Annotated in this window: 20 protein-coding genes and 4 pseudogenes; 10 read left to right on the top strand and 14 right to left on the bottom strand. The window is 58.1% G+C overall.

Annotated elements, in window-relative coordinates:
- Positions 1–9: 9 nt before the first annotated feature.
- Positions 10–1,149: a hypothetical protein gene (locus tag WDJ57_RS14020; protein ID WP_338901437.1), complete on the top strand. Its 1,140-nt coding sequence runs from the start codon at positions 10–12 to the stop codon at positions 1,147–1,149.
- Between the two features lie 128 nt (positions 1,150–1,277).
- On the opposite strand, the gene WDJ57_RS14015 is transcribed toward WDJ57_RS14020, so the two are convergent.
- Positions 1,278–1,538 (bottom strand): MarR family transcriptional regulator, encoded by a 261-nt coding sequence (locus WDJ57_RS14015; protein ID WP_338901436.1) that lies wholly within the window; start codon positions 1,536–1,538, stop codon positions 1,278–1,280.
- Positions 1,539–1,788: 250 nt separating this feature from the next.
- Here WDJ57_RS14015 and WDJ57_RS14010 point away from each other — a divergent pair, with 250 nt between their 5' ends.
- Entirely contained in the window at positions 1,789–2,094 is a 306-nt protein-coding gene (locus tag WDJ57_RS14010) for a putative quinol monooxygenase (RefSeq protein ID WP_338901435.1), read from the top strand.
- A gap of 144 nt (positions 2,095–2,238) precedes the next feature.
- Here WDJ57_RS14010 and WDJ57_RS14005 read toward each other — a convergent pair whose 3' ends face one another.
- Both WDJ57_RS14005 and WDJ57_RS14000 read right to left on the bottom strand, forming a co-directional pair.
- Positions 2,239–3,069 (bottom strand): iron-sulfur cluster assembly protein, encoded by an 831-nt coding sequence (locus tag WDJ57_RS14005; protein WP_338901434.1) that lies wholly within the window; start codon positions 3,067–3,069, stop codon positions 2,239–2,241.
- Between the two features lie 3 nt (positions 3,070–3,072).
- Positions 3,073–4,125, bottom strand: coding sequence for an amidohydrolase family protein (locus tag WDJ57_RS14000; RefSeq protein WP_338901433.1), 1,053 nt, complete (start codon positions 4,123–4,125; stop codon positions 3,073–3,075).
- A gap of 96 nt (positions 4,126–4,221) precedes the next feature.
- Here WDJ57_RS14000 and WDJ57_RS13995 point away from each other — a divergent pair, with 96 nt between their 5' ends.
- Positions 4,222–5,262 (top strand): NAD(P)-dependent alcohol dehydrogenase, encoded by a 1,041-nt coding sequence (locus WDJ57_RS13995; protein ID WP_338901432.1) that lies wholly within the window; start codon positions 4,222–4,224, stop codon positions 5,260–5,262.
- Between the two features lie 130 nt (positions 5,263–5,392).
- Here the strand turns inward: WDJ57_RS13995 and WDJ57_RS13990 are convergent, their stop codons facing one another.
- The 3 genes and pseudogenes from WDJ57_RS13990 to WDJ57_RS13980 all read right to left on the bottom strand — a co-directional run.
- Positions 5,393–6,226, bottom strand: a complete 834-nt coding sequence (locus WDJ57_RS13990; protein ID WP_338901431.1) for an alpha/beta fold hydrolase — start codon at positions 6,224–6,226, stop codon at positions 5,393–5,395.
- 144 nt (positions 6,227–6,370) lie between these two features.
- The gene (locus WDJ57_RS13985) at positions 6,371–7,084 is read right to left on the bottom strand and encodes a bacterio-opsin activator domain-containing protein (RefSeq protein ID WP_338901430.1); all 714 of its coding nucleotides are present in this window, start codon (positions 7,082–7,084) and stop codon (positions 6,371–6,373) included.
- A gap of 131 nt (positions 7,085–7,215) precedes the next feature.
- Positions 7,216–7,812, bottom strand: a pseudogene (locus WDJ57_RS13980) (patatin-like phospholipase family protein); the annotation flags it as partial.
- Between WDJ57_RS13980 and WDJ57_RS13975 the strand changes: the two are divergent.
- Positions 7,804–8,496 (top strand): annotated as a pseudogene (locus tag WDJ57_RS13975) (NAD(P)/FAD-dependent oxidoreductase); the annotation flags it as partial. The pseudogenes WDJ57_RS13980 and WDJ57_RS13975 overlap by 9 nt on opposite strands.
- A gap of 25 nt (positions 8,497–8,521) precedes the next feature.
- On the opposite strand, the gene WDJ57_RS13970 reads toward WDJ57_RS13975, so the two are convergent.
- Both WDJ57_RS13970 and WDJ57_RS13965 read right to left on the bottom strand, forming a co-directional pair.
- Positions 8,522–9,037 (bottom strand): peroxiredoxin, encoded by a 516-nt coding sequence (locus tag WDJ57_RS13970; RefSeq protein WP_338901429.1) that lies wholly within the window; start codon positions 9,035–9,037, stop codon positions 8,522–8,524.
- A gap of 75 nt (positions 9,038–9,112) precedes the next feature.
- Complete coding sequence (locus WDJ57_RS13965; RefSeq protein ID WP_338901428.1) at positions 9,113–9,784, bottom strand: NAD(P)H-hydrate epimerase; 672 nt, start codon at positions 9,782–9,784, stop codon at positions 9,113–9,115.
- Positions 9,785–9,954: 170 nt separating this feature from the next.
- Between WDJ57_RS13965 and WDJ57_RS13960 the strand changes: the two genes are divergently transcribed.
- A complete protein-coding gene (locus tag WDJ57_RS13960; protein ID WP_338901427.1) occupies positions 9,955–10,965 on the top strand; it encodes a DUF3179 domain-containing protein in 1,011 nt (336 codons plus the stop codon).
- Here WDJ57_RS13960 and WDJ57_RS13955 read toward each other — a convergent pair.
- The 3 genes from WDJ57_RS13955 to WDJ57_RS13945 form a co-directional block, all read right to left on the bottom strand.
- Positions 10,948–12,246, bottom strand: a complete 1,299-nt coding sequence (locus tag WDJ57_RS13955; RefSeq protein WP_338901426.1) for an RNA-guided endonuclease InsQ/TnpB family protein — start codon at positions 12,244–12,246, stop codon at positions 10,948–10,950. The genes WDJ57_RS13960 and WDJ57_RS13955 overlap by 18 nt on opposite strands.
- 605 nt (positions 12,247–12,851) lie before the next feature.
- Positions 12,852–13,577, bottom strand: a complete 726-nt coding sequence (locus WDJ57_RS13950) for a methyl-accepting chemotaxis protein (protein ID WP_338901425.1) — start codon at positions 13,575–13,577, stop codon at positions 12,852–12,854.
- Positions 13,578–14,143: 566 nt separating this feature from the next.
- Complete coding sequence (locus WDJ57_RS13945) at positions 14,144–14,389, bottom strand: glutaredoxin family protein (RefSeq protein WP_338901424.1); 246 nt, start codon at positions 14,387–14,389, stop codon at positions 14,144–14,146.
- A 228-nt stretch (positions 14,390–14,617) separates the two neighbouring features.
- Between WDJ57_RS13945 and WDJ57_RS13940 the strand changes: the two genes are divergently transcribed.
- The gene (locus tag WDJ57_RS13940; protein ID WP_338901423.1) at positions 14,618–15,022 is read left to right on the top strand and encodes a hypothetical protein; all 405 of its coding nucleotides are present in this window, start codon (positions 14,618–14,620) and stop codon (positions 15,020–15,022) included.
- Positions 15,022–16,440 (top strand): PAS domain-containing sensor histidine kinase, encoded by a 1,419-nt coding sequence (locus tag WDJ57_RS13935; RefSeq protein WP_338901422.1) that lies wholly within the window; start codon positions 15,022–15,024, stop codon positions 16,438–16,440. The genes WDJ57_RS13940 and WDJ57_RS13935 overlap by 1 nt, the downstream gene beginning before the upstream one ends.
- Positions 16,441–16,527: 87 nt before the next feature.
- On the opposite strand, the pseudogene WDJ57_RS13930 reads toward WDJ57_RS13935, so the two are convergent.
- From WDJ57_RS13930 to WDJ57_RS13920, 3 genes and pseudogenes are all read right to left on the bottom strand, one after another.
- Positions 16,528–16,731, bottom strand: a pseudogene (locus WDJ57_RS13930) (IS4 family transposase); the annotation flags it as partial.
- Positions 16,732–16,915: 184 nt separating this feature from the next.
- Positions 16,916–17,761: a DNA-binding protein gene (locus tag WDJ57_RS13925; protein ID WP_338901421.1), complete on the bottom strand. Its 846-nt coding sequence runs from the start codon at positions 17,759–17,761 to the stop codon at positions 16,916–16,918.
- A gap of 655 nt (positions 17,762–18,416) precedes the next feature.
- A complete protein-coding gene (locus WDJ57_RS13920; protein WP_338901420.1) occupies positions 18,417–19,211 on the bottom strand; it encodes a hypothetical protein in 795 nt (264 codons plus the stop codon).
- A gap of 115 nt (positions 19,212–19,326) precedes the next feature.
- Between WDJ57_RS13920 and WDJ57_RS13915 the strand changes: the two genes are divergently transcribed.
- The 3 genes and pseudogenes from WDJ57_RS13915 (at position 19,327) to WDJ57_RS13905 (ending at position 22,200) form a co-directional block, all read left to right on the top strand.
- Positions 19,327–19,815 carry an ArsR family transcriptional regulator gene (locus tag WDJ57_RS13915; protein WP_338901419.1) on the top strand — a complete coding sequence of 163 codons (489 nt, stop codon included), beginning with the start codon at positions 19,327–19,329 and terminating at the stop codon, positions 19,813–19,815.
- A 64-nt stretch (positions 19,816–19,879) separates the two neighbouring features.
- Positions 19,880–20,874: pseudogene (locus WDJ57_RS13910) on the top strand (IS630 family transposase).
- A gap of 153 nt (positions 20,875–21,027) precedes the next feature.
- A complete protein-coding gene (locus WDJ57_RS13905; protein ID WP_338901418.1) occupies positions 21,028–22,200 on the top strand; it encodes a Fic family protein in 1,173 nt (390 codons plus the stop codon).
- Positions 22,201–22,275: the final 75 nt, after the last annotated feature.

Below are 22,275 nucleotides of genomic sequence, written 5' to 3'. Positions count from 1 at the left end.
GGTCAGCATATGAAGAGCGACGATCAAGCGAGTGATTCGGTTCCAAGCGACCAGCGGGACCCGGCAGAGAATACTGATGAAGAAGGGCCGACACGGCGGCGGTTGCTCGCCTCTGGGACTGCCGCGTGGGCGACTGTCCTCGCTGGATGTCCCGGTGACGGTGGTGACGGGACCGACACCGCTGCGCCGACAGACACAGCAACCGAAACCACAACCGCGACTGAAACCACGACGGCAACCGACACAGCAACCCCAATTGCTCAGCCCGAGAATCTCGTCGTTACGACCGAGACTGTCGCCGGCGGCGGTGTTCCAGGCTCGATCTCGTTTCTCTCGTCGTGCGCGGCGACGAATCACTATGTGCCTGGCATGCAGGCGGTTTTCGTGGTCGGTATCTACGACCCCGAAACCGGCACGCGTCTGGGCCCCGATCAGGTTGGCGACGCACGGGTCACCCTCGGCGACGAGGGCGAAACCGTCCCGCTCCAGTGGACTGACGAATACACATGGGCCAGTCGTGCCGATGGTGACGACTGGGTTGGGAGCTGGCAGATTCCCGAGGATGCCGACCCTGGGACGATGCCGTTCACGGTTGAGCTGGGCAATGGGACTGCAGATATCCAGCACGTTGGCGTCGTCTCAGACGCAATCGAGATTGTCGAATTCGACGATCCGACGAACTACGTCGTCGACACGGAGACGCGGTGGAGCGGGAGTCCAGATGATCTGCCCGCCTACACGAATGGCTTCGTGTCTCCGTGTATTCCCGAACGGGAATTCACTGCTGAGATGGATGTCTCCTTTGTTATCGGAATCTACGACAGTACCTCGGGTAACATGGTCGGCAATACCGGGCTCGTCAATCCTGCAACCGGACAGCAAGTCGACGACGAGAGTAGCGATCTTAGCAGCGGCCTCGACTCGGTGACGGTTGTCTCTCCCGATGACGCGTTCGAAGAGGTGTCGCTCGTATGGGTCATCGGATCCGGCGGCGACAACCCGGGCTGGCGAGGCACGCTCGAGACCGAATCCCTCGACCCTGGTGCCTACAGCTACGAGGTCGAAATCTCCGAACAGAGCAAGGGCCGCTTCGACGTCGGGGTCGCATCGGATCAGTTCTCGATCGTTGAAATACCAAATAGCACGTAACAGCCCTCAGTACACTATTCAGTGGTCGAGATGAGCGCTATCGAGTGGGGAATCATCGCGCCGCCATTCCCAGTTGTCGCCCCTGCTTCATGATCTAACGCGTTATCGACAACAGCAGCCTCAGTGTTTCAATCTCTCTCCACTTCAAGAGTATAGATGCGCTGTCTGGCGTCCATAAACGAGATTTCTGACGAGACGAGTTCCTGTTCTTGGAGTAGCGTCAGTGCATGGCGAACGGTCCGCGGTGGGAGGAGCGTCAGATCAGCGAGTTCTGAAGGCGTACTATTGCCCTCGTATTCGAGGAGCTTGGCTACCAATTTTGCACTTGGCGGAAGCTTTTGGAGGTCAGGATTTGCTGTCTGAGTTGAGAGAGACGGCTGGTCTGGCATTACTACCAAGCTAACGACTACGACTATCTTAACAGACTACCGGATATGTGAGTGCACTACACAGGCGGACTGGTCTGCACTCACTCGGCTGTTGAGGCCCACTGCCGGAGTTGTATCGTTGTGAACGCGGTAATGGGACCGCTCTCCGGATGGCCTCTGGCTGGCTCGCTTTTGGACCTGGCCCGTTCTGGTACGTCACGCGGCAGCACGGCAGAGGTTTATTTTGAATCCGCGTCGACTCCTACCTGCGATGATTGTCTTACACGCAACCTTCCCGCTTGACCCATCGAAACGTGACGAAGCGCTCGACCTAATCGAGGACGTTGTCGAACAGTCACAGGCAGAAGACGGGATAATCGACTACCGTGCCGCGACAGATATTTCGGACCCAGACACAGTTCGATTCTTCGAACAGTACGAAGACAATGCCGCATTCGAGGCCCATTCTCAAACCAACCACTTCGAAGTGTTCGAGGAGGCGCTTCCTGATTTACTCGCAGGAGAGCCCGAAGTACTTCGGTTCGAGGTCGACTCAGCGAGTGAACTTGAATTATAAAACAATACGCTGGGGAGTTGGCCCAGATTCAGAATCCTTCGAGACATAATGAGTGGATAGTGAGCGTCTGTGTGGGATCCATGGCGTCTATTCCACTGTCCTCGAGATAGTGACTAATCGGTTGATATTTGCTCCGGGAGTCGATCAGTCGAAGCCGACCCCGTTCCGGGATTCGTGGAGCGATTCACAAATCGTTGCCTGTCCCTCGATGTTCGCCCTCGCGAGCCGGGCGTCCCGGAGGGTAGACTCGAACGCCTCGGGCTCTGGGTCGAGTGGGTCACCCTCGCGGTCGGCGAACAGACGGTCGGTTTCGTCTGTCACGAGTCCCGTTTCTCGGGCCTTCGCGAGATAGTCGGCCAGCGGCTCCCGGGCGACGGTGACCGTCAGCGCACCGTCTTGGACCCGAACGGCAGCCAGGTCGGAACGATGTTCGAGGTCAACCTCGGCCCGCGTCAGCGGTGCGATCTGGTCCGGGTCGAGTCCGGCCTGCCGGAGTGTCTTGATCGCGGCGTGTTGGCGGGCGAACCGAGCTTTGTGATCGAGCTTCCGCCGGACGGCCTCGATACCGTCCTCGGCGTCTTCGAACACCGACTCGAAGGACAGCCCCTGATTGACGCCGGTCGTTATTTCGTCCCCGTGCATGTGGTCCAAGAGACGGACAGTAACTGAGCTGACGGCGGGCAGGGTACTGACTTCGTCGCGGATGCCAGTCGCCATCATCCAGGCGAAGGCAGGGGAGCACCAAGCGGTGGGGAGGACGAACGTGACGGTCACCGTGCTACCGTCGATGTCGATCGTTTTGATGTACTGGAGTTCGATGATGGATCGGTCCAGTTCGGGATCATGGACGCGGTCCAAGCGCTCGCGGACGGCGTCGAGATTGACCGGCGATTCAGTCTTGCCCGACGACGAGGCCTCTCCCGGCGGCCTCGATTTCGACCCGTCCGCCACGTCCGGTGAGTCTGTTGTCTCCATGGCTCAGTCCGCCGACGCCTCCTCGTAGGTATCGCCGAGTCCGAACTCCTGGCTAATCGCGTCGTCGCGGAACTGTTCTTTCTTTGCTTCGATGTCGATGTCGTAGAGGCGTGCGGCGTTCTCGCCCATGATCTTCCGTTTGACCTCCGGTGAGAGTTCGACCCCGTACTCGGCTCGTTCCTCCTGGGTAAACTCCGCGTCCATGACGGCGGGAATGAGCCAGTCGGGCTCCCAGATCCCGTAATCGCTCCCGAAGAGGAGGTTGTCCTCGCCGACCCAAAACAGGAGTTCCCCCATCATCTCGGCGAACTTCCGCGGGCGGTTCTGAGCGAACGGTGCTGCGACGGCGAGTCCGCCGTAGACATTGGTCTCCTGAGTGGCGATGTGACAGAAGTCATCCACGCGCGGGAAGCCGACGTGTTCCACGATGAAGTTGAGGTCCGGGAACGAGGTAGCGGCGTCGTCGACGTCTCGGACGTCGAATGCATCCCGGTTCAACGGCCGGATCGTCGGCCCCTTGTGGGCGTGGATGTTTTCGATGCCGAGTTCGGCACACTTCTCGAGAAATCGAAACGCCTCATCGCTGTCGAGCCGCCAGCCCTTCGAGTCACCACGCCATTCCGCTGTATAGAGTTTGACGCCCTGAATGTCGTAGTCGTCTTTGAGGCGCTCGAGATGCTCGATGCCCTCGTCGCCGTCGCGGGGGTCGAAACTCCCGTTGAGAACGAACCGTTCGGGATACTGTTCGGCGAGTTCGGCGTTCTGGTCGGTCGTATTGAACCCCTCGTCATAGAAGTCGGTCAGGTACGTCGGCTGGAAGATTCCCATGTCGACGTGGCCGTCGCGGAAGAGGTCTTGAACCATCCGCTCGGTCCCGTAGTGCCGATACGTGTCCATGTCCCACTGCTCTTCCTCGGGCGTGAACCCAGTATGATAGTCGTAGAAGCACTGGATGAACTGTTCTCCTCCCTCGTGGATGATGTTCTCCTTCGTCGCGTCCCAGAGGTGGATGTGCCCGTCGATGACGAACACGTCCTCACCGTTGTGAGTGTACATCGCTCTTGGAGGGTGGTAGCACGTGACAATAGTGCTTTTACCGATGATGATAGGCGTACTTCTTACGCGGGACGCCGGTATCGTTTGAGGTGTGCCATGCACGCAGCACGACTTCACGGATACACGGACGACATGAGCGAGGGACTGGCGATCGAAGATATCGATCGGCCGACGATTGAGCGCTCGGACGGCGTCCTCGTTGAGGTGATCGGCGCTGGGTGGTGTCAGACTGACAACCACATCATCGAGGGAATGTGGACGGAGTACGTGGACCAGGACCTGCCGATGACGCTTGGCCACGAGAACGCCGGTCGAGTCGTCGAAACCGGTGGGGAGGTTGAGGTCGTGTCGGAAGGCGACCAGGTCATCTGCCATCCGGTCCAGACATGTGGGACCTGTCGACCCTGTCGGCTCGGCGAGACGATGTACTGCGAGAACCAGTCGTTCAACGGACTGACGACTGATGGTGGATTCGCCGACTACCTGTTAACCAGCGAACGGTCGGTGATACCGCTGCCCGACGGCGTCGACCCAGCCGAGATTGCCCCTCACGCCGATGCCGGGATCACCGCCTATCACGCCGTGAAAAAGGCGGTCGACGAGCTGAATCCTGGTGACCACGCCGTCGTCATCGGCGTCGGCGGCCTGGGACATATCGGAGTACAGTGTCTCGACGCGATGAGTGCGGCAGAGGTCACCGCCATCGACCTGAAGGATTCTGCGCTCGAACTGGCTGACGACCTTGGCGTCGACAACACTGTCAACCCTGGGAATGACGACGTCCGAGCGTTCATCGACAGCGTCACTGACGGAACGGGCGCAGCGCAGGTACTCGACTTCGTCGGTGCCGACGTGACGGCGGAGTACGCACCGGACATCACGGCCGCCGGCGGCGACCACCACATCATCGGGTACGGCGGACACATCCACGAACCCACGCAGTCGCTGGTCAACGGCGAGTTTTCCTATGTAGGCAATATCGTCGGACGATTCGCGGAACTGCAGGAACTCGTCGCACTGGTCAAGCAGGGCGAAGTCGACCTGCACACGTCCTACTACGATCTCGAAGACATCAATACGGTCGCAGAAAAGCTCGAAGACGGCGAGATCGAAGGGCGAGCAGTCATTCGGCCGTGAGGTGACCATCACGGCCGCAGGTTACACGCTGGAGTCGAGCCTCGTCTAGCGAGTCTTCTCCATAGAGTCTCTGGCTGAGACGAGAACAGGAAAAGCGTTGCGCGAGCAGTGTGGTTGGTCGGGGTTTTGTCTACGACAGGAAGTCAGTCAGGTGCTCGGTGAACGCCGCCGAACGGTCCTCTGGGACCCAGTGGTTGGCCTCGAGACCCACAAGCTCGCAGGAGTCGATGTCGCCTTCCAGTCGTTCGGCCCACTCGATCGGCTGGAATTCGTCCTCAGTCCCCCACAACAGAAGCGTGTCGGCCGTGACGTCGCTCGGGTCGACCTCCGTCGTGTGGCTCGTGTTCGTCGCGCTCGCGTTGCGTACGACTGAAGTAACGCCTTCTTCGGAGGCCCAGGGTGTTTTCATCCCCTCTAGGAATGCTTCGTCGTGGTCGTCGCCCAAGAGCGTGTCGCGGAACAGAGCATCCAGCATCCCCTGGAGTTCCTCGACGCTCGTCTCTCGGGCTGTTTCGGGTAACCCGAGATCGGTTATGGTCTGGATCGGCCACGAGTCGTACGCGACGGAGTTCGACAGGACCAGCCGGTCGATCGCGTCGGGACTACGAGCGGCGTAGCGCAATCCGACGCCACCGCCGAGATCATGGCCGACGAAATCGATCGTGTCGAGCCCCAGTTCGTCAACGAGACCCCTGATTGCCATCTCCTGGGCGCGGATCGACCGATCGAAGCCATCGTGCATCGCGGAGTTGCCGTAGCCAATCATGTCCGGTGCGATCGCGCGATGCTCCGATGCGACCGCGTCAAACTGGTTGCGAAAGAGATACGAGTTCGTCGGAATGCCGTGTAAGAATACGACGGGCTCGCCGCTCCCTTCGTCGCGATACGCCATCTCGACTTCATGGTCGTCAACCGTGACTGTCGCGCTATCGTGTGCCGCCGTCCATTCATCGTAGGTTGTCATCTGTGTTTCTCAGCCTCGTGAACGCTCGTGTAGAGAGAGGCAAACCAATAGTGCCTATGACGATAGGATGCGCTGGTGTTGTCAGTGTCCGTTGAACAGTGAGAAAGTAATAACATCCGAGTGACGTCAATGTCGGATCCTCAATCACGGATGTTCGTTGTGAACGTCGTCCTCGAACAGTCGACCGATGAGTTTCTCTTCGGCGATTCGGATGTGCTGGCTGAACGTGGGTTGAGCGATGCCGAGCGCGTCGGCACACTCCTCCGCTGTCGTCCGGCGTGGCCAACTGAAGTAGCCACTCATGTACGCCGTCCGGAGCACTTTTTGTTGCTTGTCGGTTAGCCGCTCGGCCATCATCGCGTGGACCCCGCGCTCGGTCCGGACCGGAACCGGTTCGACAGAATTGCGACATGCAGTGAGCGTCGACTTCTGGTAGTGTTCACGGAATTCTTCGACGACGCGCCGTGTATCGACGTGTGCTGGAACGTCGGCGGCGATAGTCCCGACGCCATTTTCGGCCATTATCGACCGGGCAATGGCACCCGTGTCGGCGAGAGTCGTCGTCACGCAGGGCCCCGAGACGACGAACTCGAACAAGCCCCCGTCAACACCTCGACTGATCAGCCGTGCCTCGTCGATGACCGCCGCCTCCTCGACCATGGAGAGAACGCGATCGGGTGCCGCCCTTTCCACGGTAAAATACTCCAGCAGACGGTCGTCCGAACGCTTCATCATATATTCGAGGGTGACTCGACAGTCGGCAACAGCAGATGCATCGACGAAGAAACAGTCGCGATCCCGGAGTTCGAATTCGAGCTCGACTGCCGAACCGGTCGTATCGACGCTCGTTGTTCCCATGGTTGTTATTAACAATCAGGCGGAAGTAATAGCTGGGGGGATAGTACGAACGCCGCACCATACCACCCGTGCTACCGCGAAGACTCTGGACACCGAGCCACGAGAATTCGCAGCGACGTGTTGCCTCTCCTTCAGCTGTCAGTGATCCGTCGACTGGACAGAAACTCTTCGGCTCGTTGCTCACCGAGGCCCATCAGCTCCTGGAGGAACGAGGGACTCCGGTCGACCTTCGTCGAACAGTGGAACCGCTTGCCCATCTGGATGCGGTGGATACTCGTCTGCTGGAACTTGTCGGGAGGAACCGTTCCGTCTTCGACCCATCCGTTGATCCGTTCGATGAATCCGAGCTCCTGGTTGAGAGAGATGTTCCCCGACAGTTCGTTGCGTCGGTCGGCGATGACGTCCAGCGTCTCGGGTTCACCCTCGAACTCCTGGGAATTGATCTGGATAATCCACAGCTCCTCGGGTTTCCGGTCGGGCGGGAGCCACATCAGGTCCCTCACCGGTGGATTCTGTGAAAACAGTCCGTCCCAGTGGAGATGCCCGTGGATCTCGACAGCTTCGAAAAGATTCGGAACGGCCGCCGACGCGAGTATGGCGTCGACGGTCACTTCTTCATTAATGAACGTCTCGAAGACGCCGGCGTTGATATCTACGGTCCCCACGACGAGTTCCGGCACCTGTCTGTCACAGAGGTCCGGAATTGCGTCGAAGTCGATGTGTCGCTCGCGACCGGGTTCAACGACGTTCGGCCAGAGCCGCCACTCCCTCGGACCGGGCGTGGCCTCCACTACTGTCTGCACTGTGATGCCCACATGTTCGTCGACGAGTCCGTGTACGTAATGGGGCACGCCGAGAGCGCCGCACACGTCGCGGCCATCATGCTCAATTTCACCGACGAGGTCGACCTGCTCACCCGAGGTAACGATCCCGAGTGGAGCGAGGAGACCGCCCAGATGCTCGAAAATCACCCGATCGACGTCGTACACGACGACGTCTCGGGGGTCCAGAACGGCGAGGACGGCTGGCTGGAAGCCCTCAAGTTCGAGGACGGAACTGTCCGGGAGTACAAAGGCGGCTTCGCGATGTACGGCGCCGAATACAACAACGGGCTCGCTAGGGAGCTCGGGTGTGACATCAACGACGACGGCACGATCGAGGTGGACGACCACGGGCGGACGTCAGTCGACGACGTCTACGCCGTCGGCGACTGTACGCCGGGCCACAATCAGATACCAGTCGCGCTCGGGCAGGGCGCAAAAGCCGGAATCGACATCCATTTCCAGCTCCGAGACTTCCCGCGAGACCCCGAACTCCTCGAGGAGCAGGGACCAGTACGTTCCGAAGAAGTCCCAGGGATTCCCGACGAACTGCTCGAGCAAGCTGTTGACTTCCACACCTACGGAGAGTGAAGGCGTTCGAGCGGATGTAGAGCGGTTAGACTGACTCTTCGGACTCGTCGATTGCACACTCGTCGTCCCGGCAGTTCGTCGCCTTCCGCAACGCGTCGAGATCGGGTTGTTCGTCAGCACTGCGAGCCGACCACGCGAACTGGACAACCCGATCGGCATCGACGACGAACGTACCGCGGCGCGGAACATCGCGATGGTTCTCGAATTCCTCCGTTAGTACTCCGTATGCCTGGCTCACTTGTCCATCGGTATCCGATAGAAGCGGGAACTGGATGTTGTGCTTGTCTGCGTACTCGTGATGGGCGTAGGCAGCGTCTGACCCCACCCCAAGGACGACGACATCGTCCAAGAGCGTGAGCCAGTCGGCGTCGCGTAAGGAACACCACTGGTCGGTACACGCTGGGTGAAAATCGAAGGGGTAGAAGACGAGAACAACCGCCCAGCCTCGATCTGTGTATTCGGAAAGTCCGTGCGTTTCAATCGTCCCAGCGGCTGCTCCGGGGAGCGTGAAATCCGGTGCCTCCTGTCCGATACGAATCATGCGAGCTTGTAACACAGCTACTGACTTCAAGCAGCGGGGGGAGTGCAATGGAGTCACACAGAAGCGAACGAAGAACTATTGCTCGAGTAGGACCCAGTCGTCGTCGCCAAACGGCCGTTCATAGTTGATCTCGAGTCGGTCGAACACGGTTCGAGGGATACTGATGTCCGCTAAATAGAGTGCCCCAGTGGAAGCATCCAGCCCCGTTTTCGGGAGGGCGAGGGTGACCGTACGATCCGGCGCTACTACCTCGCCTAGTGCCTCGCCCGTCGTGGCGTCGATACCGGATGGGACATCAAGTGAGACCGTCGGTCCAGATAGGTCATTCATCCTGCCGATGTACTTATCCGCCGGTGGCCGGACGTCACCAATGAGTCCGTAGCCAATAAGCGCGTCGACGATGGTCGTCCGTTCATCGGCGTCGGCGAGTGATTCGACACCAGAGGTGACCGAAACGTTCATTTTGTCGAGAATATACCTCTGGTGAGCCGCTGCGCCACTCAGTTCCTCTGGTGGTCTGTCTAAAACTACCTGAACAGGCATATCTCGATTGGCGAGGTGTCGTGCACAGGTGAGCCCACCACCGCCGTTCCCACCGTTTCCAGCGAGGACGATCACGTCGGTCTCACGAACGTCACGCACGTGCCAGGCGAGTATACGACCCGCGTTCTCCATCATCTGGAGCAATTGTAGCCCGACATCCTCGACGGCGACACGGTCGACGTCTCGCATCTCGTCGGCGGTCACTGCCGTGACGGACCGTCCCGTCAGCGTGCGGAACGAATTTCGAGACATGTCTCAGTCATGGTGGAGCAGGGACAAATACCTCGCCAGTGGCGTCCGAAGCGGTCGAAACGCGTCGTGCCTCCGATGCGGCTGTTCACAGGTGTTATTGAGTGGCCTACCGTCCTTCGTGTATGCACATTCAGGACGTTCTCCCTCGCAACGCGATTCCAAGTATAGACGATCCAACCTTCGGCACGGAATATATCGGAGACGATGGGGAGGACGTAATCGTCGTCGAAACCACGCCTGCGCGGGCGTATCCAGTAAGAATTCTCAGTTATCACGAGATCGTCAACGACGTGTTCGGAGATAGCGACCGCATAGAATCATGGAGTCGCCCACCCGGTGACTCTACCGACGAGTCGCGCCCGGTCGCGGTCACGTGGTGTCCAATCTGTGCCAGTGCGGTCGTTTATGACCGACGGGTCGACGGTCGTGTGTTGACGTTTGGAACCTCCGGAAGACTTGCTGACGACGCGCTGGTAATGTACGATCGCGAAACCGAGTCCGAGTGGAAACAGCCGCTTGGAAAGGCGATCAATGGACCCCTCAACGGGCACGAACTTTCCGCTGTGCCCGCGTCTGTCATATCGTGGAAGCAATTTCGCTCGGAATATCCCGACGGAATCGTCCTCCAGCCGGTTCACGGCGGTGACGGAGATCCGCGAGGAGAGTCACCGCGAACGGTGTACGAGATGACCCCGTACGAGCGATACGACGCAGCTGAAGGGTTCGGTCTCAGAGAAATGCGTGGTGAAGGGAGGGAACGGTCGTGGGACCGCGAGGACATCGACGCCAAGACGGTGGTGTTAGGTATCTCACATGGAGGAGATGCCGTCGGGTATCCAGTCAAGCAGGTCCAGAACGCAGGTGGCGTCGTCTCGGATATCGTCGGTGATCTCGATGTGATCGTCGTCAGTTCGGGGAATGATATTCACGCGTTCGAAGATCCCGGCTACGAGTTCGAATTACGGGAAGGGGTTCTGTACGGCGACGGGACAAAGTGGGACATCACAACAGGGCGAAGTGTCGACGGTCGTACGCTCCCACGAGTAGCGAGTCGACGGCTCTACGCCTTTGCCTGGCAGGACGACCACGGTCCGACGAGCTTCTACGGACTCACGTCAGCTACCCACGACTGAAGTCGTGGGCTTGTCAGTGGACTCCCCTTCTGCCGACTCGGGATCGGAGGCGGTGTAATCGCCGTTCAGGTTCAGCGTCCCTGACGTTAGCGCACACTGACAGGGTGCGCCTCCACTCGAAGACGTCTGCCCCGAGTGGAGTCGCTTGAGCAGTTTTTGAGCGATGTTCTTGCTCGCATTGTAATCCGCGTTCAGTTCGTACTTGCACTTCTGACACACGAATTCGTGCTTCGACCGCCGATTCGACCCGTGGGTAAACCCACAGTGCGTACACCGCTGACTGGTGTGCGCAGGATTCACTTGCTCAACCTCAATGCCGTACATATCGGCTTTGTATTCGACGTACTGGGAGAGGCGTCGGAACGCCCATGCGTGGAATCGCTTCGCACCAGTCATCCGCTTGCGAATGTCGGTCAGGTTCTCGAACGCGATGTGCGTACACTCGTGGTCGCGGGCTTCTTCGAGAATCTGATTCGAGACTCGGTGTAGTTCGTCCTGCATCCAGCGGCGTTCACGGTCTTTCATCGACTGAATCGACAAGTGCGCTGATCGCGTACCTGCTTGTTGCATCGACCCACGAGTCTTTTCAATCTCTCGGCGGCGGTGATTCATCGCATCGGCGTTCCCGATGAACGCGCCTGTGGAAGTCACGGCGAGCGAACCGTCCACGTTCAGGTCAACGCCAAGGACTGTTCTGTGCTTGGCCCTGGAAGAATCAGAAATGGACTGCTCTAGCTCGTCTGTGGTTCGGCGCATCCGTGCGTGGAGATAGAACGACCCCGAGTTGCGGTCGTACTGCAACGTAGACATCCGGAACTCGTACTCCTCGTTCAGCAGGTACTTGCCAATCGGTGTTCCCTCGGGGTTGTCTGGAAGCACGTAGTCGCACTCGACACGACCGTTCACCGTCGAAAGGGAGACGTAGTCGCGGTGGAATGTCGCAGAGCGTTTGTCGTAGACGACGCTCCACGCATCGAAGTGCGGTTGACTCGTGTTCTCACCTTTCTTGAGTCGGGCAACACCACTCTTGGTGGCCTCGATAGCCCGTCGTATCCCTTTTTGCACGAGATTTGCAGTTAACTCTGTTTCACCACGAAGTTGCTCGTAGAGAGCGTTTTCTGCTTTCTGTTTCGAGGTCACGCAGTAGTCCTTCGGGTGTCTCCACGCCCACTCTGCGGTGGTGTTCGCACAGTTGAGGAACTGTTTTTTAGTCTGATGGAGGTCGTCACACCGCTCGTCAGGGACGTCGAGTTTGACTTTGACGGTGCGAATCACTTCCATCTGTATCTATCCCTGGAACCGGAATGATATATAAGCCTCAGCATGGGGGAGTCGGACACCGGGTGCTCGGAAGAGAGTGCTGTGAGTGTCGGCTTCTGTCCACGACTGAACTCGTGGGTTTCCTCCTTGCATCTCTGTGAGAAGCGGCCGACAGAGGGACTATTGAGTGCAAGCGTCAGTCATTCCCCAGTGCTGTTGTGGAATGAGACTGTAGACGCGGCCAATGCTTATGCGCTTTTTTACCTGACTACTGAACGGAAAGTCCCATCACACGCTCCCGCCCACTTGAATGATGAGCGACGATTCACGCCTCGGCGTGTGCCCGAACTGCGGACGATATCCGGCCGATAGACGAGTTGATCACATACGAACGGTCGGACAGTACTATGGGTGTCGTTGCCGAGTGCCCCTCGTGTACAGAGGTGATCGCTCCACAGTAGCGGAGCCATCTGTCCCGGATTCTATTGTTCCGAGTGTGGAAGAGAACCGAACACCAGCGCAGATAATTCATTGTCATCTCTCGTAGCGCCAACTTCGGAGAGGGCCGGTAGTCGCTAACGTACTTATCGACAGATGTATGAACTATATGATGATTCTAGCAAGAATCAACCCGGAGTGTTAGTGCCCAGTGAGTTCTCGAGTGTCTCGAGCAGCGAACGATTACTATCGTTGATTTCAGTTACTTCGTCAAGGATCATGCCGGCCTTGCGGTTGGCCTCGTCGGCCATCATCGCGAGTTCCTCAGTGCTCTCGGCCTGCTGGTCAGTCGCCGTGGCCACCTGATCCATGCTCGCGGAGAGTCGGGCAGTGATGTCCTCGATGGACTCGAAGGTCTCAACAGCGCGGTCGGTCTCTACTCGCCCGGCCTCCGCTTCGTCGTAGACGTCCTCGATGTCATCGGTCACGCGGGTGGTCGCCTCGTCGATGGTTGTGACCAGTTTCCGGATACGGGCGGCCTCGTCCTGGCTGTCCTCTGCGAGTGATTTTACCTCGTCTGCGACCACGGCGAAGCCTTCACCACCGTCCACCCGGGCAGCTTCGATGGAGGCGTTCAGCGCCAGCATGTTCGTCTGGTCGGCGATGTCGTCGATTGTCTCGACGAATTCCTCGATGTCGGCGACGTGGTCGGCGAGGACCTCAACCGCCTCGTTAACCCGGGTCGCACGAGTATGGATAGCATCGATTCGCTCGCTGAGTTCGCGCGCTCGTTGGCACCCTTCCTCGGCGAGGGCCGCCGCGTCGTCGCTCTCGGCGTTGACCTCGTCCGTCGAGGCAGCTATCTCCTCGACAGCGGCGCTGACGTCGCCCACTTCCCGGCTCAATTCGTCCATGTTACCGGACTGTTGGTCCGCCAGGGAAGCAATCTCGGCAGACCGGTCAGCCACCTGTTCGGCCTGAGAGTATATCGCGTCGGCCGTCTCCGAGGCGATCTTGCCTGAACCGTCACGTGCCCCGACGAACGCAGCGGAGATCCGAGCGATGTCCTGGCCGGTCGCTCTCTGTACTCTCTCCTGGGGTACCGGCCCTTCTCTGTCAGCCGCTTCAAGTACCCACGCTTGAAGATCGGTCAGGAACGTCGCAAGCGTTCCTTCGTTAAGGCCACAGTCCCGACACGTTCGGGCGAAGTCGGTGACTGTTTCGTCGGTCCCAGTCGGGAGTACCGACGTAACGTACTTGAGGGCGAGGTCCCGGAGTTCCCTCTTGGAAACCTGGCTGTCTTCGAGTAGTTCCGGCGTAATCGCTGGGGCAATGAGAGCACTTCTCTGTCCCTCGTCGTCAGGTAGGAGCCTCCCGAGATCAGTTCTATCGGGGCCGCCATGACTCGTTGCACTCATATTGGATCGGGGAATTTCGTCATCGACATCTTGTATCTGGAATGAATTGTGTCAAATAAGTGTTAGCCGTGGTGTCGTTCGAGGTGAGTGACAATGTCTTCGCTGTCGGCTAGCCACCCACCATCGAGGTGGGAGTCGAACAGTACGGGAACGCCCCGTTGTCCGGTCCGCTCGTACAACTCTTCGCGGTCAGTGTGCTTGTCCGGAACCACAGTCTCGTCGTAGGTGAGTCCGAGTTCGTCAAGTTTGTTGCGAACCTTTCTCGAATACGGACAGTCTCGCCTGTCGTACAACTCCAGTTCTGCCATCGTATCTTTCCGTTCTCATCAGCTTTTAATAATATGCATGCGGGCGTGCAAGTCGATTACACAGTCCCGGACACCTTGTTAAGTGAAGAGTCGCGGGTTGGTATCTAGAGTGGGGCTTGTCCCTAATGTGGCAATAATCGTGCTGAATCTTTAATAATAGTCCCCGGGTCTGTAATCAAGTCACACACGCAGTTGATGATTATATATATCACCATCACAGTGTGGTCTATGTCGGTTACAGAACAGGGCGACGGCTGGACCGTAGAAGTGACTGATGGCGTCATGATCTGGGAGTTCCTCGTCGAGATGGACCTCGAATCGTTCAGAGAGGATGCCTTCCCGGTCTTCAAGCGGATCGTCGCGAGTCGTGACGTGACCGGTATGGTGACCGTTGAGGATCTCGACGATCTTTTTAACGATTCGGTGTTCCAAGTCAGGGAACACATCGCTCAACGCGCGGCGCAGAAGGGCGTCGACAGGTGGGTCGCCGTCTCAGACGGAATCAAGAAACTCTCGCTCAGTAGCAAGATCGACACCAGGAGCCTTGACACGTTCACGACCGAGAACCGGACCGAAGCTATCGAGTGCTGTGGTAGTGCTCCTAAAGCAGATATAACTTTCAATCCATACTAATGCCTGACAAGTCCATCTCCCATCAGGAAATTCTCCAGGCTCCTAAGCGGACATTCGAGACAGTCTTCGAACACGCAAACGACGCGATATTCGTCGTCGACCTGGAGAACGACTCCATCGTCGATTGCAATCCTGCTGCCGAGGAACTCGTCGAGTACTCTCGCGAAGAATTGCTCTCGATGCCTGCTTCTGACCTCCATCCGCACAACCTCCCGCAGTTCATGGACTTTGCCGAGAGCGTTCTCGAACGCGGCCACAGCTGGACGGATGAAATAACCTGTTACTGCAAGAGTGGGGACATCCTCCCAGCGGAGATGTCGGCGTCGGTAGTCGAACTCGAAGGTCGCCCTCACGTAGTCAACCTCGTCCGTCAGCGCACCGATGAGGAAGAGCGCGACTGGTTCGAGGCCCTCATCGAGCACGGTAACGACCTCATCACAGTCGTGAAACCAGACGGAACAATTCGATATCAAAGCGAGACGAGTGACACCGTTCTGGGCTATGCATCGGACGATCTACGAGACGAACGGTACGTCGACTTCGTTCATCCCGAGGACGAAGAAGATGTGCGGGCATCCTTGGCTCAGATGGCAGACTCCTCGACGGGTGTCGTCCGTCGGCTGGAGTATCGATTCCGCCGCCGTGACGGGTCGTGGGCGTGGCTGGAGGGTGCGGTGAGCTATCGTCCGAAAAAACCGATCACGGGATTCGTCATAAACGCACGTGACATCACACCCGAAAAAGAGAGTCAGCAGCAGGCCGCCGTCCTCAACCGGACGATGCGACACAACCTCCGGAACGAATTGAGCGTCATCATCGGCCACGCGGAACGGCTCTCGAACGTCGATAACCCCGAGGTTGCGTCAACCGCAACAACCATGCTCTCAAAAGCGTGGAATCTTCACGACGCGACGACCTACACGAAAGACCTCAACGATATTCTACAATCGTCCAGAGTCACCCAGAAGCGGTTCGATCTGACGGCACTTCTCGAAAATACAATCGTTGATCTCACCGACTCCTACCCCGAGGCGACGTTCGATGTCGATCTCCCTGACGACCAGCTGGTCGTGGCAGCCCCCAAACTGCGGGTGGCTATTGATCACGTGCTCCGGAACGCGGTTGAGCACAACGATGCGGATACCCCACGCATCGAGGTGACAGTGCGACCACCAAGTGCGGAGTCGAGCGAGGTGTACTTGACCGTCGTCGACAACGGCCCGGGTATCCCGGCCCAGCAACGTGAGGTGCTCCTCGAAGGAGAAGAGACCCCGCTCAAACACGGGAACGGAATCGGACTCTGGCTTGTCAACTGGATTATCACCCGTTCGGGCGGGAGAATTACGTTCGACGAGAACGATCCCCGCGGAAGTCGAGTGACTCTCGCCCTGTCTCCGGCGAACGGAATCGAGCAATGACCGTTACGGTTCCCTAGTGAGCCGGGCGACGCGGGACTTTTGTTACTCGATTGGGACAATTTATGTATAGCGTCTATCGGTGTTCGGTTAAGCACTGGATCGCCTCATGAAGGCTTCAGCCACTCGTTCGGCGAGTAAGAGGCGTGATTTCTCTGGTTGGCGGGCGTCACGAAATATCAACTGCGACAGGTTCCGCGGTGGATACCCGAACGATCAGGCCAAATCTTCGAGAATGAGCTGGGCGAGAGACCGGAAAGTCTTCGCCCAGCGTTCGCGGGGGAACACCGTCTCTGCAGGTTTGATAATGTCTCCCCGTCTGTTGTGATCGTTTTCGACTCACTCACTGACTTATCATAGGATCAACTGAAGCAGATGGTCGTGGCTGCGCGCGCAGCGCAGCGAGCACGGAGCGGTGGGTGGGGTGGTGGGGCCTGGGTCGGCCCGGCAAACAAAAAAAGAAGGAAGACTGACCTGCCTACTCAGTCCACCACTGACCGCGCTCGGGGAAGTGGACCCGACTCCACCCAGTCAGTGCCACCGAGACGCGCCCTTCGTACCAGTTCGTAGCCACGTTGTAGAGCCGCACCCGCTCGCCTTCTTCCAGCCACGGTTGGTTACTGGCCTGCCAGGCCGTGAACTTCACTCGCCCACTGTCGTCTTCGAGCAACCCCACTTGAGAAATCGTTGCACTGGAGGGAGACCAGAGTTCACGAACAGTCCCTTCGATGTCCACCTCGCCACGGTTCACGTCGCCAATAGCGTTGATCGGTACGAACCGACCTGACCGCCGCAGATCTTCGAACACCGACAGCACCGCACTCGATAGCTCCATCCCCTTACGCACTCGCTTTCCCAGCCGCCGACTGATCGCGGCCCGCGACCACTCTGGGAGTTTCTTCGCCAGCCTGTCTGCCTCCTGGTTGACTACCGCCAACTCCGCCTGGGAGAGATGTGCTCTGGGATCAGCCGCCTCCTGAGCTGGGTTTCCGACAACCGCCCGTGCGTCGATGGCCTGTCGCCGCTTCCGACTCACGTCTGCCGCCGTCTGCCGTGCTCGCGCTTCCCGGTCTGAGTCCTGCCGTCTGTCGAACCGACGTGCCGTCCGCTCGATTTCGTCCTCGCGGGCCTGCATCCGCTCAGCCGCTTCTAACGTCATGCCGTCCGGCTTCGCATTGGGGTGGTTGGTATCCACCTTCGCCTGAATATCCTGCACAACAGAGGCCCGCAGCTCGGGGGACTCCCCAACGACCGCGAAATCCTCGTTCTGTTCGTCTTCCTGTACACCCGAATCTTCTTTAATGAGAGTGTTCTTACTTGCCATTGGTCTTACCAGACCTGAAGGCGTTTGCACCACGCCCAACACCGCGATGTCCTACCATCGCGGTTTCTTCGGAACGAACCGACGAGAGACGTCTGCGCGCGCCGCTCGCGCCTTCGCCGAGCGCCCGTCAGGGCGCGAGCGGTGCGCGCCCCAGAGAAGGACCCAACCAGCACCGCGCGCCGTCCGGCCGAGCGCAGCGAGGCAGGGCTCGGCAGACGAACGACGTGAGTCTGGCGACGACCCGCCCGGAGCGAGCGACCAGCGTTAAGCCGTTTCTCGTGTCCGGCCCGCAAGGGGCGCAACCGAAAACGCGCTTAATGCTGGCGCCGAGGGCACATTCATTTTAGCCCGGAACGGCGAACTTGCTCGGCGCAGCCCGGAATGGTCGGTCGCGAGCGAAGCGAGGCGCGACCGCAGGGAGCGCCTCGACGCGAACGGCGAACGGAGTGAGCCGTGAGCAAGCGGAGAGCGGAAAGGGGCGCGCGGGGCGGGCCGTAACAAAGAACCTGTTCAACCGGGCTCGACGCTCAGTGACACAGCCGCTATACTCTTCGTACGGTGCCACCAGAGAAATCCAAGTCTCAGCTACTTCGGCAACTACTGAAAAGGGTCAGGCATTCTCCTTGAATCTCTGTAAGCCAAGGTAGTTCACTGGTTACCCCCTCGATTCCCACTCCGGACGTGGTGTCGGAGACGGGAGTTCGTCAACCAGAGTTCGAAGTTCATTCTCTGTCGTCCACGAGAAGCACCGCTCGTGGAGTTCGAATTTCCGGAACTTGTTGAGATGGACCCAACTGTACGTTGCTGGCTCTTCGCCCTCATCTGCCCGGTCGTCGATCACGCCCCAAACCTCCTGTTCGTCGCAGTCAAGACCGATCTCTTGTGCGCGATCAACGAGCGAATCGACCTTTGATTGGACCTCATCCGCCGACAAATCGTCTGCGAATGCAATCTCGAGGGCGGCCTGAATGACGTGCTGTTTCGAGTCAAGGTTTGCGTCAGTCACCCACGCATAATCACGCGGGAACACGTACGACTTGGCGAAATACGGCGGGTCATCGATCTCGCCCAATTCAGGAGCCTCACCACCACTCTCCTTCTCCAAGACGCCGACGATGTAGTCGCTGTATGTCGCGAGCAACGAAAACATGATATCGAACGTATTGAGCCGGTCAGTCGGGAGTTCGAGAAGATCACCCATGATGAACGGATAGGCCCCGAGCTGCTTCGTGAGTTCGTTCTGAACGGCGCGAAGCCGGCGGATATAGGGGTCGCGATAGCTCCCGAGGATGAAATACGACGTCCGCTGACTCCAGAGATACGGCAATTCACGCTGGGTGAACCGCCAGATCTCCCGTTTCTCCCCTGGTTCAAGTTCGATGCCCCCGACGGCCTCGTGAACGAGAGTCATAATGTCCCCAGCTTCCGGCGGAGGGCTTGGATCGGTCATTAGGTGCCGATTCAAACCACTCCACCTTATCCCTTCTGAATTACTTTGGTTTTTTCTGATTTAACCAACTTGGATGACCCTAACTGTTATAGCATCGCCTCACGTAAGCTCACCTATGAGCGAAACCGACGCTGGCGCGGCCGATGCGGGGCCGTTTGCGGAACAGCAGCGGCTGTTCAAGCTGCTGTCTCAGGATACGCGCCATCTCATCATCCAGGAGTTGCTGGGCCATCCTGCACATCTCATGTCGCTCGCCGAACTCGAGTATATGACTGGGAAAAGTCAAGCAGCCATCAAAGATCAGCTGGAGACGCTGAGCGACGCCGGCCTCCTCGCACGCTACACGCACGAACCAAGTGAGGGAAAACGTGATCTCCCGGCACAGTTCTACGGGTTCACAGAGCGGGGCGTCGAGGTACTCCACGACTACAAGTATCTACGTGGGCTTCCGGTCGCTCGAGCCCTCTACGAGAACACGCGTAAGACCGAGAAAATCGAGCGCCACGAATCGGCACCACGCCCGGAGCTTCCAGCGGCGGTTGCTGAGGCACTTGAGTTCGACGAACCCGATCTCGACGCCGTCGACGTCAGCTCGAAGCAGTAGCGGTTCGATAAGGGAGCTATAGTAGCCGATAGAACTTTTTACTCGAAGTGTGTTGCAGTAGTTAGTGGAACACCTTGACGAGATCTCTGTCGAAGAGCTGCAAGCAGCTCTGGACAATGTAGAGGGAAAGAAGCCGATACAACGGCTTCTAGCGGCAATCGCGTACAAAAATGGAGTCTCGCAAACCGAGCTATCCGGGTGGTACGATGTTCAGCGACGCACAATCTATAGCTGGCTCAAGCGACTCGACACCGACGAGTCGCTTGAGCAGGCCGTTTCTGATGATAAGCGAACTCGAAGAAAGCGTAAGCTCTCAGAATCACAGCAAGAAAAATTCGAAGAAACGGTTCGGGATCCGCCCGAAGAAGTCGGAATCGACGCGCCGGCGTGGACGCCGGCGCTCGCACAGAAATATCTTCAGGAGACGTACGACGTTGAATACTCAATCCCGAGCTGTCGGCGGTTGCTCAAAGAAGCGGGATTGAGCTATCAAAAGCCACGCCGTTCAGCCGCCGAAGCCGACGAAAACGAGCAAGAGGAGTTCCGCGACGAACTCAAAAAAAGCGGCGGGAGATGGACGCCACGGTAGTCTGTATCGAACAAACTAAGAAATCTGTACAGGTCGAGCCGCGTGCCGCGTGGTTTCCGCGCGGCACGCGGCCGTCCGTCGAACTCTCCGGGCAACGCGACTGGACGTGTCTCTTGGGCGCGATCACCGAGGACGGTGAGCGCTTTTTCTCCCGATTCGAAGAGTACGTTACCGCCGATCACGCGAAACATTTCATTCTCGCATTATGCAACGAATTTGAAGATGATTTGATCGTAGTGCTGGATGGAGCGCCGTACTTCTAGGCGTCGGCCGTCACGGACCTGGCGGCCCGTGACGACCTCGATCTCGTGACGTTACCGGCGTATTCGCCAGAGTTGAATCCTGTCGAGGAATGCTGGAGACAGCTTCAAGCGTCTCTTAGCAACCGCTTCTTTGACTCACTCGGCGAGCTTACGACAGCGATTGATACAGCTCTCGACCAACTTTCCATTCCAACGGTGAGCAATTAGTTCTAATTGCTACTATAGAGAAGAAAAATATGTGTCTCCAAACTTGGACCCAGAGATTCTGAGTAGTTGTGACGGTGCAATCGGTCACCCCATTATTTTGATTTAGTACCAAAAATACCAATAGTGGTGGGCGTATTCGTAGGGATAGCACTAATGGAGCGAGATGACTTCGAGGAGGCTGCTCCCGGTGAGATCGTTCCCACGACGACATCGAAGGGGACGTATTCGGCGTTCCGCCCAGACCCGCTTCCGCCCTCAATCAATACTGAACAGCTCATTACGCCGCTAGCGGAGGCTACACAGGCACTCGGTCGACTCCATGGCATCGGTCCACGTGTTGGCTCAAGAGAAATCCTTATCGAGCCGTTTATCCGAAAAGAAGCACTGGAATCCTCCCAAATCGAGGGGACACATGCCACCCTCTCGGATATCTACGCCTATGAGGCCGGACAGGAAGCTCTCATCGATGAAGACAGACAGCAGGGCACCCAAGAAGTCGTGAACTATCTGCACGCGCTGACGCACGGATTGGATGCAATCACAGCTGGCGATCCAATCACCGTCGAATTGCTATGCGAGATGCACGACCGGTTGCTTTCGGGTGTCCGTGGAGATGAGGCAGACCCAGGGGAACTCCGCACGACCCAGAACTTCATCGGCAGTACGCCATACATCCAAGACGCCAGATATGTGCCGCCACCACCGAACGAGATCCCAGACCTTCTCGAAGACTTGCTCGAGTATGCGAACCAAGAGACGAATCTGCATCCACTTCTTCGAATCGGGTTGATTCACTACCAGTTCGAGACGATTCACCCGTTTCTCGATGGGAACGGACGACTCGGGCGGCTATTGATCAGTCTCCTGCTACAACGTGACGGTCTCTTGCCCGAGCCGTATCTCTACCTGAGTTCCTATTTCAACACACGACGGTCAGATTACGTTGATCATCTCTTGGCAGTCAGTCAACGCGGTGACTGGGAAGAGTGGCTCCTGTTTTTCCTGCGTGGCGTGCAGTCGCAAGCAGATGAGGCCCACCAGCGGGCCAACCTGCTAGTCGACCTCCGAGAAGACTATCAACAGCGCTATCAGAGCGAGCGGTCTGAGAATATCCTTGAACTGGTGATGCGGCTCTTCGAAGATCCGTATCTGGACGTGAACACAGCAGCCGACTGGTTGGATGTCGAATACAGCACAGCTAACCGACTGATCGGACAGCTCGAAGATGACGGAATACTCGAAGAACTCACCGGGAAAGACCGGAATCGGTTCTACCGGGCGAGCGAAGTCTTCCAGATCATCAATAAGCCGATCGATCAGCTCTGAACGACTGAGCAAAAGAGGGTTTGAGGCATATGCATTGGGGCGGCCGGTCTCAACTACTGTGTGCCCTGTAGTTGC

Source organism: Salinibaculum sp. SYNS191 (assembly GCF_037338445.1).
Taxonomy (GTDB): domain Archaea; phylum Halobacteriota; class Halobacteria; order Halobacteriales; family Haloarculaceae; genus Salinibaculum; species Salinibaculum marinum.
This window is presented reverse-complemented; position numbering and strand designations above follow the sequence as displayed.

Coding starts and splice junctions, on each gene's coding strand:
- WDJ57_RS14020 (WP_338901437.1), top strand. CDS start 10: ATGAAGAGCGACGATCAAGCGAGTGATTCGGTTCCAAGCGACCAGCGG.
- WDJ57_RS14015 (WP_338901436.1), bottom strand. CDS start 1,538: ATGCCAGACCAGCCGTCTCTCTCAACTCAGACAGCAAATCCTGACCTC.
- WDJ57_RS14010 (WP_338901435.1), top strand. CDS start 1,789: ATGATTGTCTTACACGCAACCTTCCCGCTTGACCCATCGAAACGTGAC.
- WDJ57_RS14005 (WP_338901434.1), bottom strand. CDS start 3,069: ATGGAGACAACAGACTCACCGGACGTGGCGGACGGGTCGAAATCGAGG.
- WDJ57_RS14000 (WP_338901433.1), bottom strand. CDS start 4,125: ATGTACACTCACAACGGTGAGGACGTGTTCGTCATCGACGGGCACATC.
- WDJ57_RS13995 (WP_338901432.1), top strand. CDS start 4,222: ATGCACGCAGCACGACTTCACGGATACACGGACGACATGAGCGAGGGA.
- WDJ57_RS13990 (WP_338901431.1), bottom strand. CDS start 6,226: ATGACAACCTACGATGAATGGACGGCGGCACACGATAGCGCGACAGTC.
- WDJ57_RS13985 (WP_338901430.1), bottom strand. CDS start 7,084: ATGGGAACAACGAGCGTCGATACGACCGGTTCGGCAGTCGAGCTCGAA.
- WDJ57_RS13970 (WP_338901429.1), bottom strand. CDS start 9,037: ATGATTCGTATCGGACAGGAGGCACCGGATTTCACGCTCCCCGGAGCA.
- WDJ57_RS13960 (WP_338901427.1), top strand. CDS start 9,955: ATGCACATTCAGGACGTTCTCCCTCGCAACGCGATTCCAAGTATAGAC.
- WDJ57_RS13955 (WP_338901426.1), bottom strand. CDS start 12,246: ATGGAAGTGATTCGCACCGTCAAAGTCAAACTCGACGTCCCTGACGAG.
- WDJ57_RS13950 (WP_338901425.1), bottom strand. CDS start 13,577: ATGGACGAATTGAGCCGGGAAGTGGGCGACGTCAGCGCCGCTGTCGAG.
- WDJ57_RS13945 (WP_338901424.1), bottom strand. CDS start 14,389: ATGGCAGAACTGGAGTTGTACGACAGGCGAGACTGTCCGTATTCGAGA.
- WDJ57_RS13940 (WP_338901423.1), top strand. CDS start 14,618: ATGTCGGTTACAGAACAGGGCGACGGCTGGACCGTAGAAGTGACTGAT.
- WDJ57_RS13935 (WP_338901422.1), top strand. CDS start 15,022: ATGCCTGACAAGTCCATCTCCCATCAGGAAATTCTCCAGGCTCCTAAG.
- WDJ57_RS13925 (WP_338901421.1), bottom strand. CDS start 17,761: ATGGCAAGTAAGAACACTCTCATTAAAGAAGATTCGGGTGTACAGGAA.
- WDJ57_RS13920 (WP_338901420.1), bottom strand. CDS start 19,211: ATGACCGATCCAAGCCCTCCGCCGGAAGCTGGGGACATTATGACTCTC.
- WDJ57_RS13915 (WP_338901419.1), top strand. CDS start 19,327: ATGAGCGAAACCGACGCTGGCGCGGCCGATGCGGGGCCGTTTGCGGAA.
- WDJ57_RS13905 (WP_338901418.1), top strand. CDS start 21,028: ATGGAGCGAGATGACTTCGAGGAGGCTGCTCCCGGTGAGATCGTTCCC.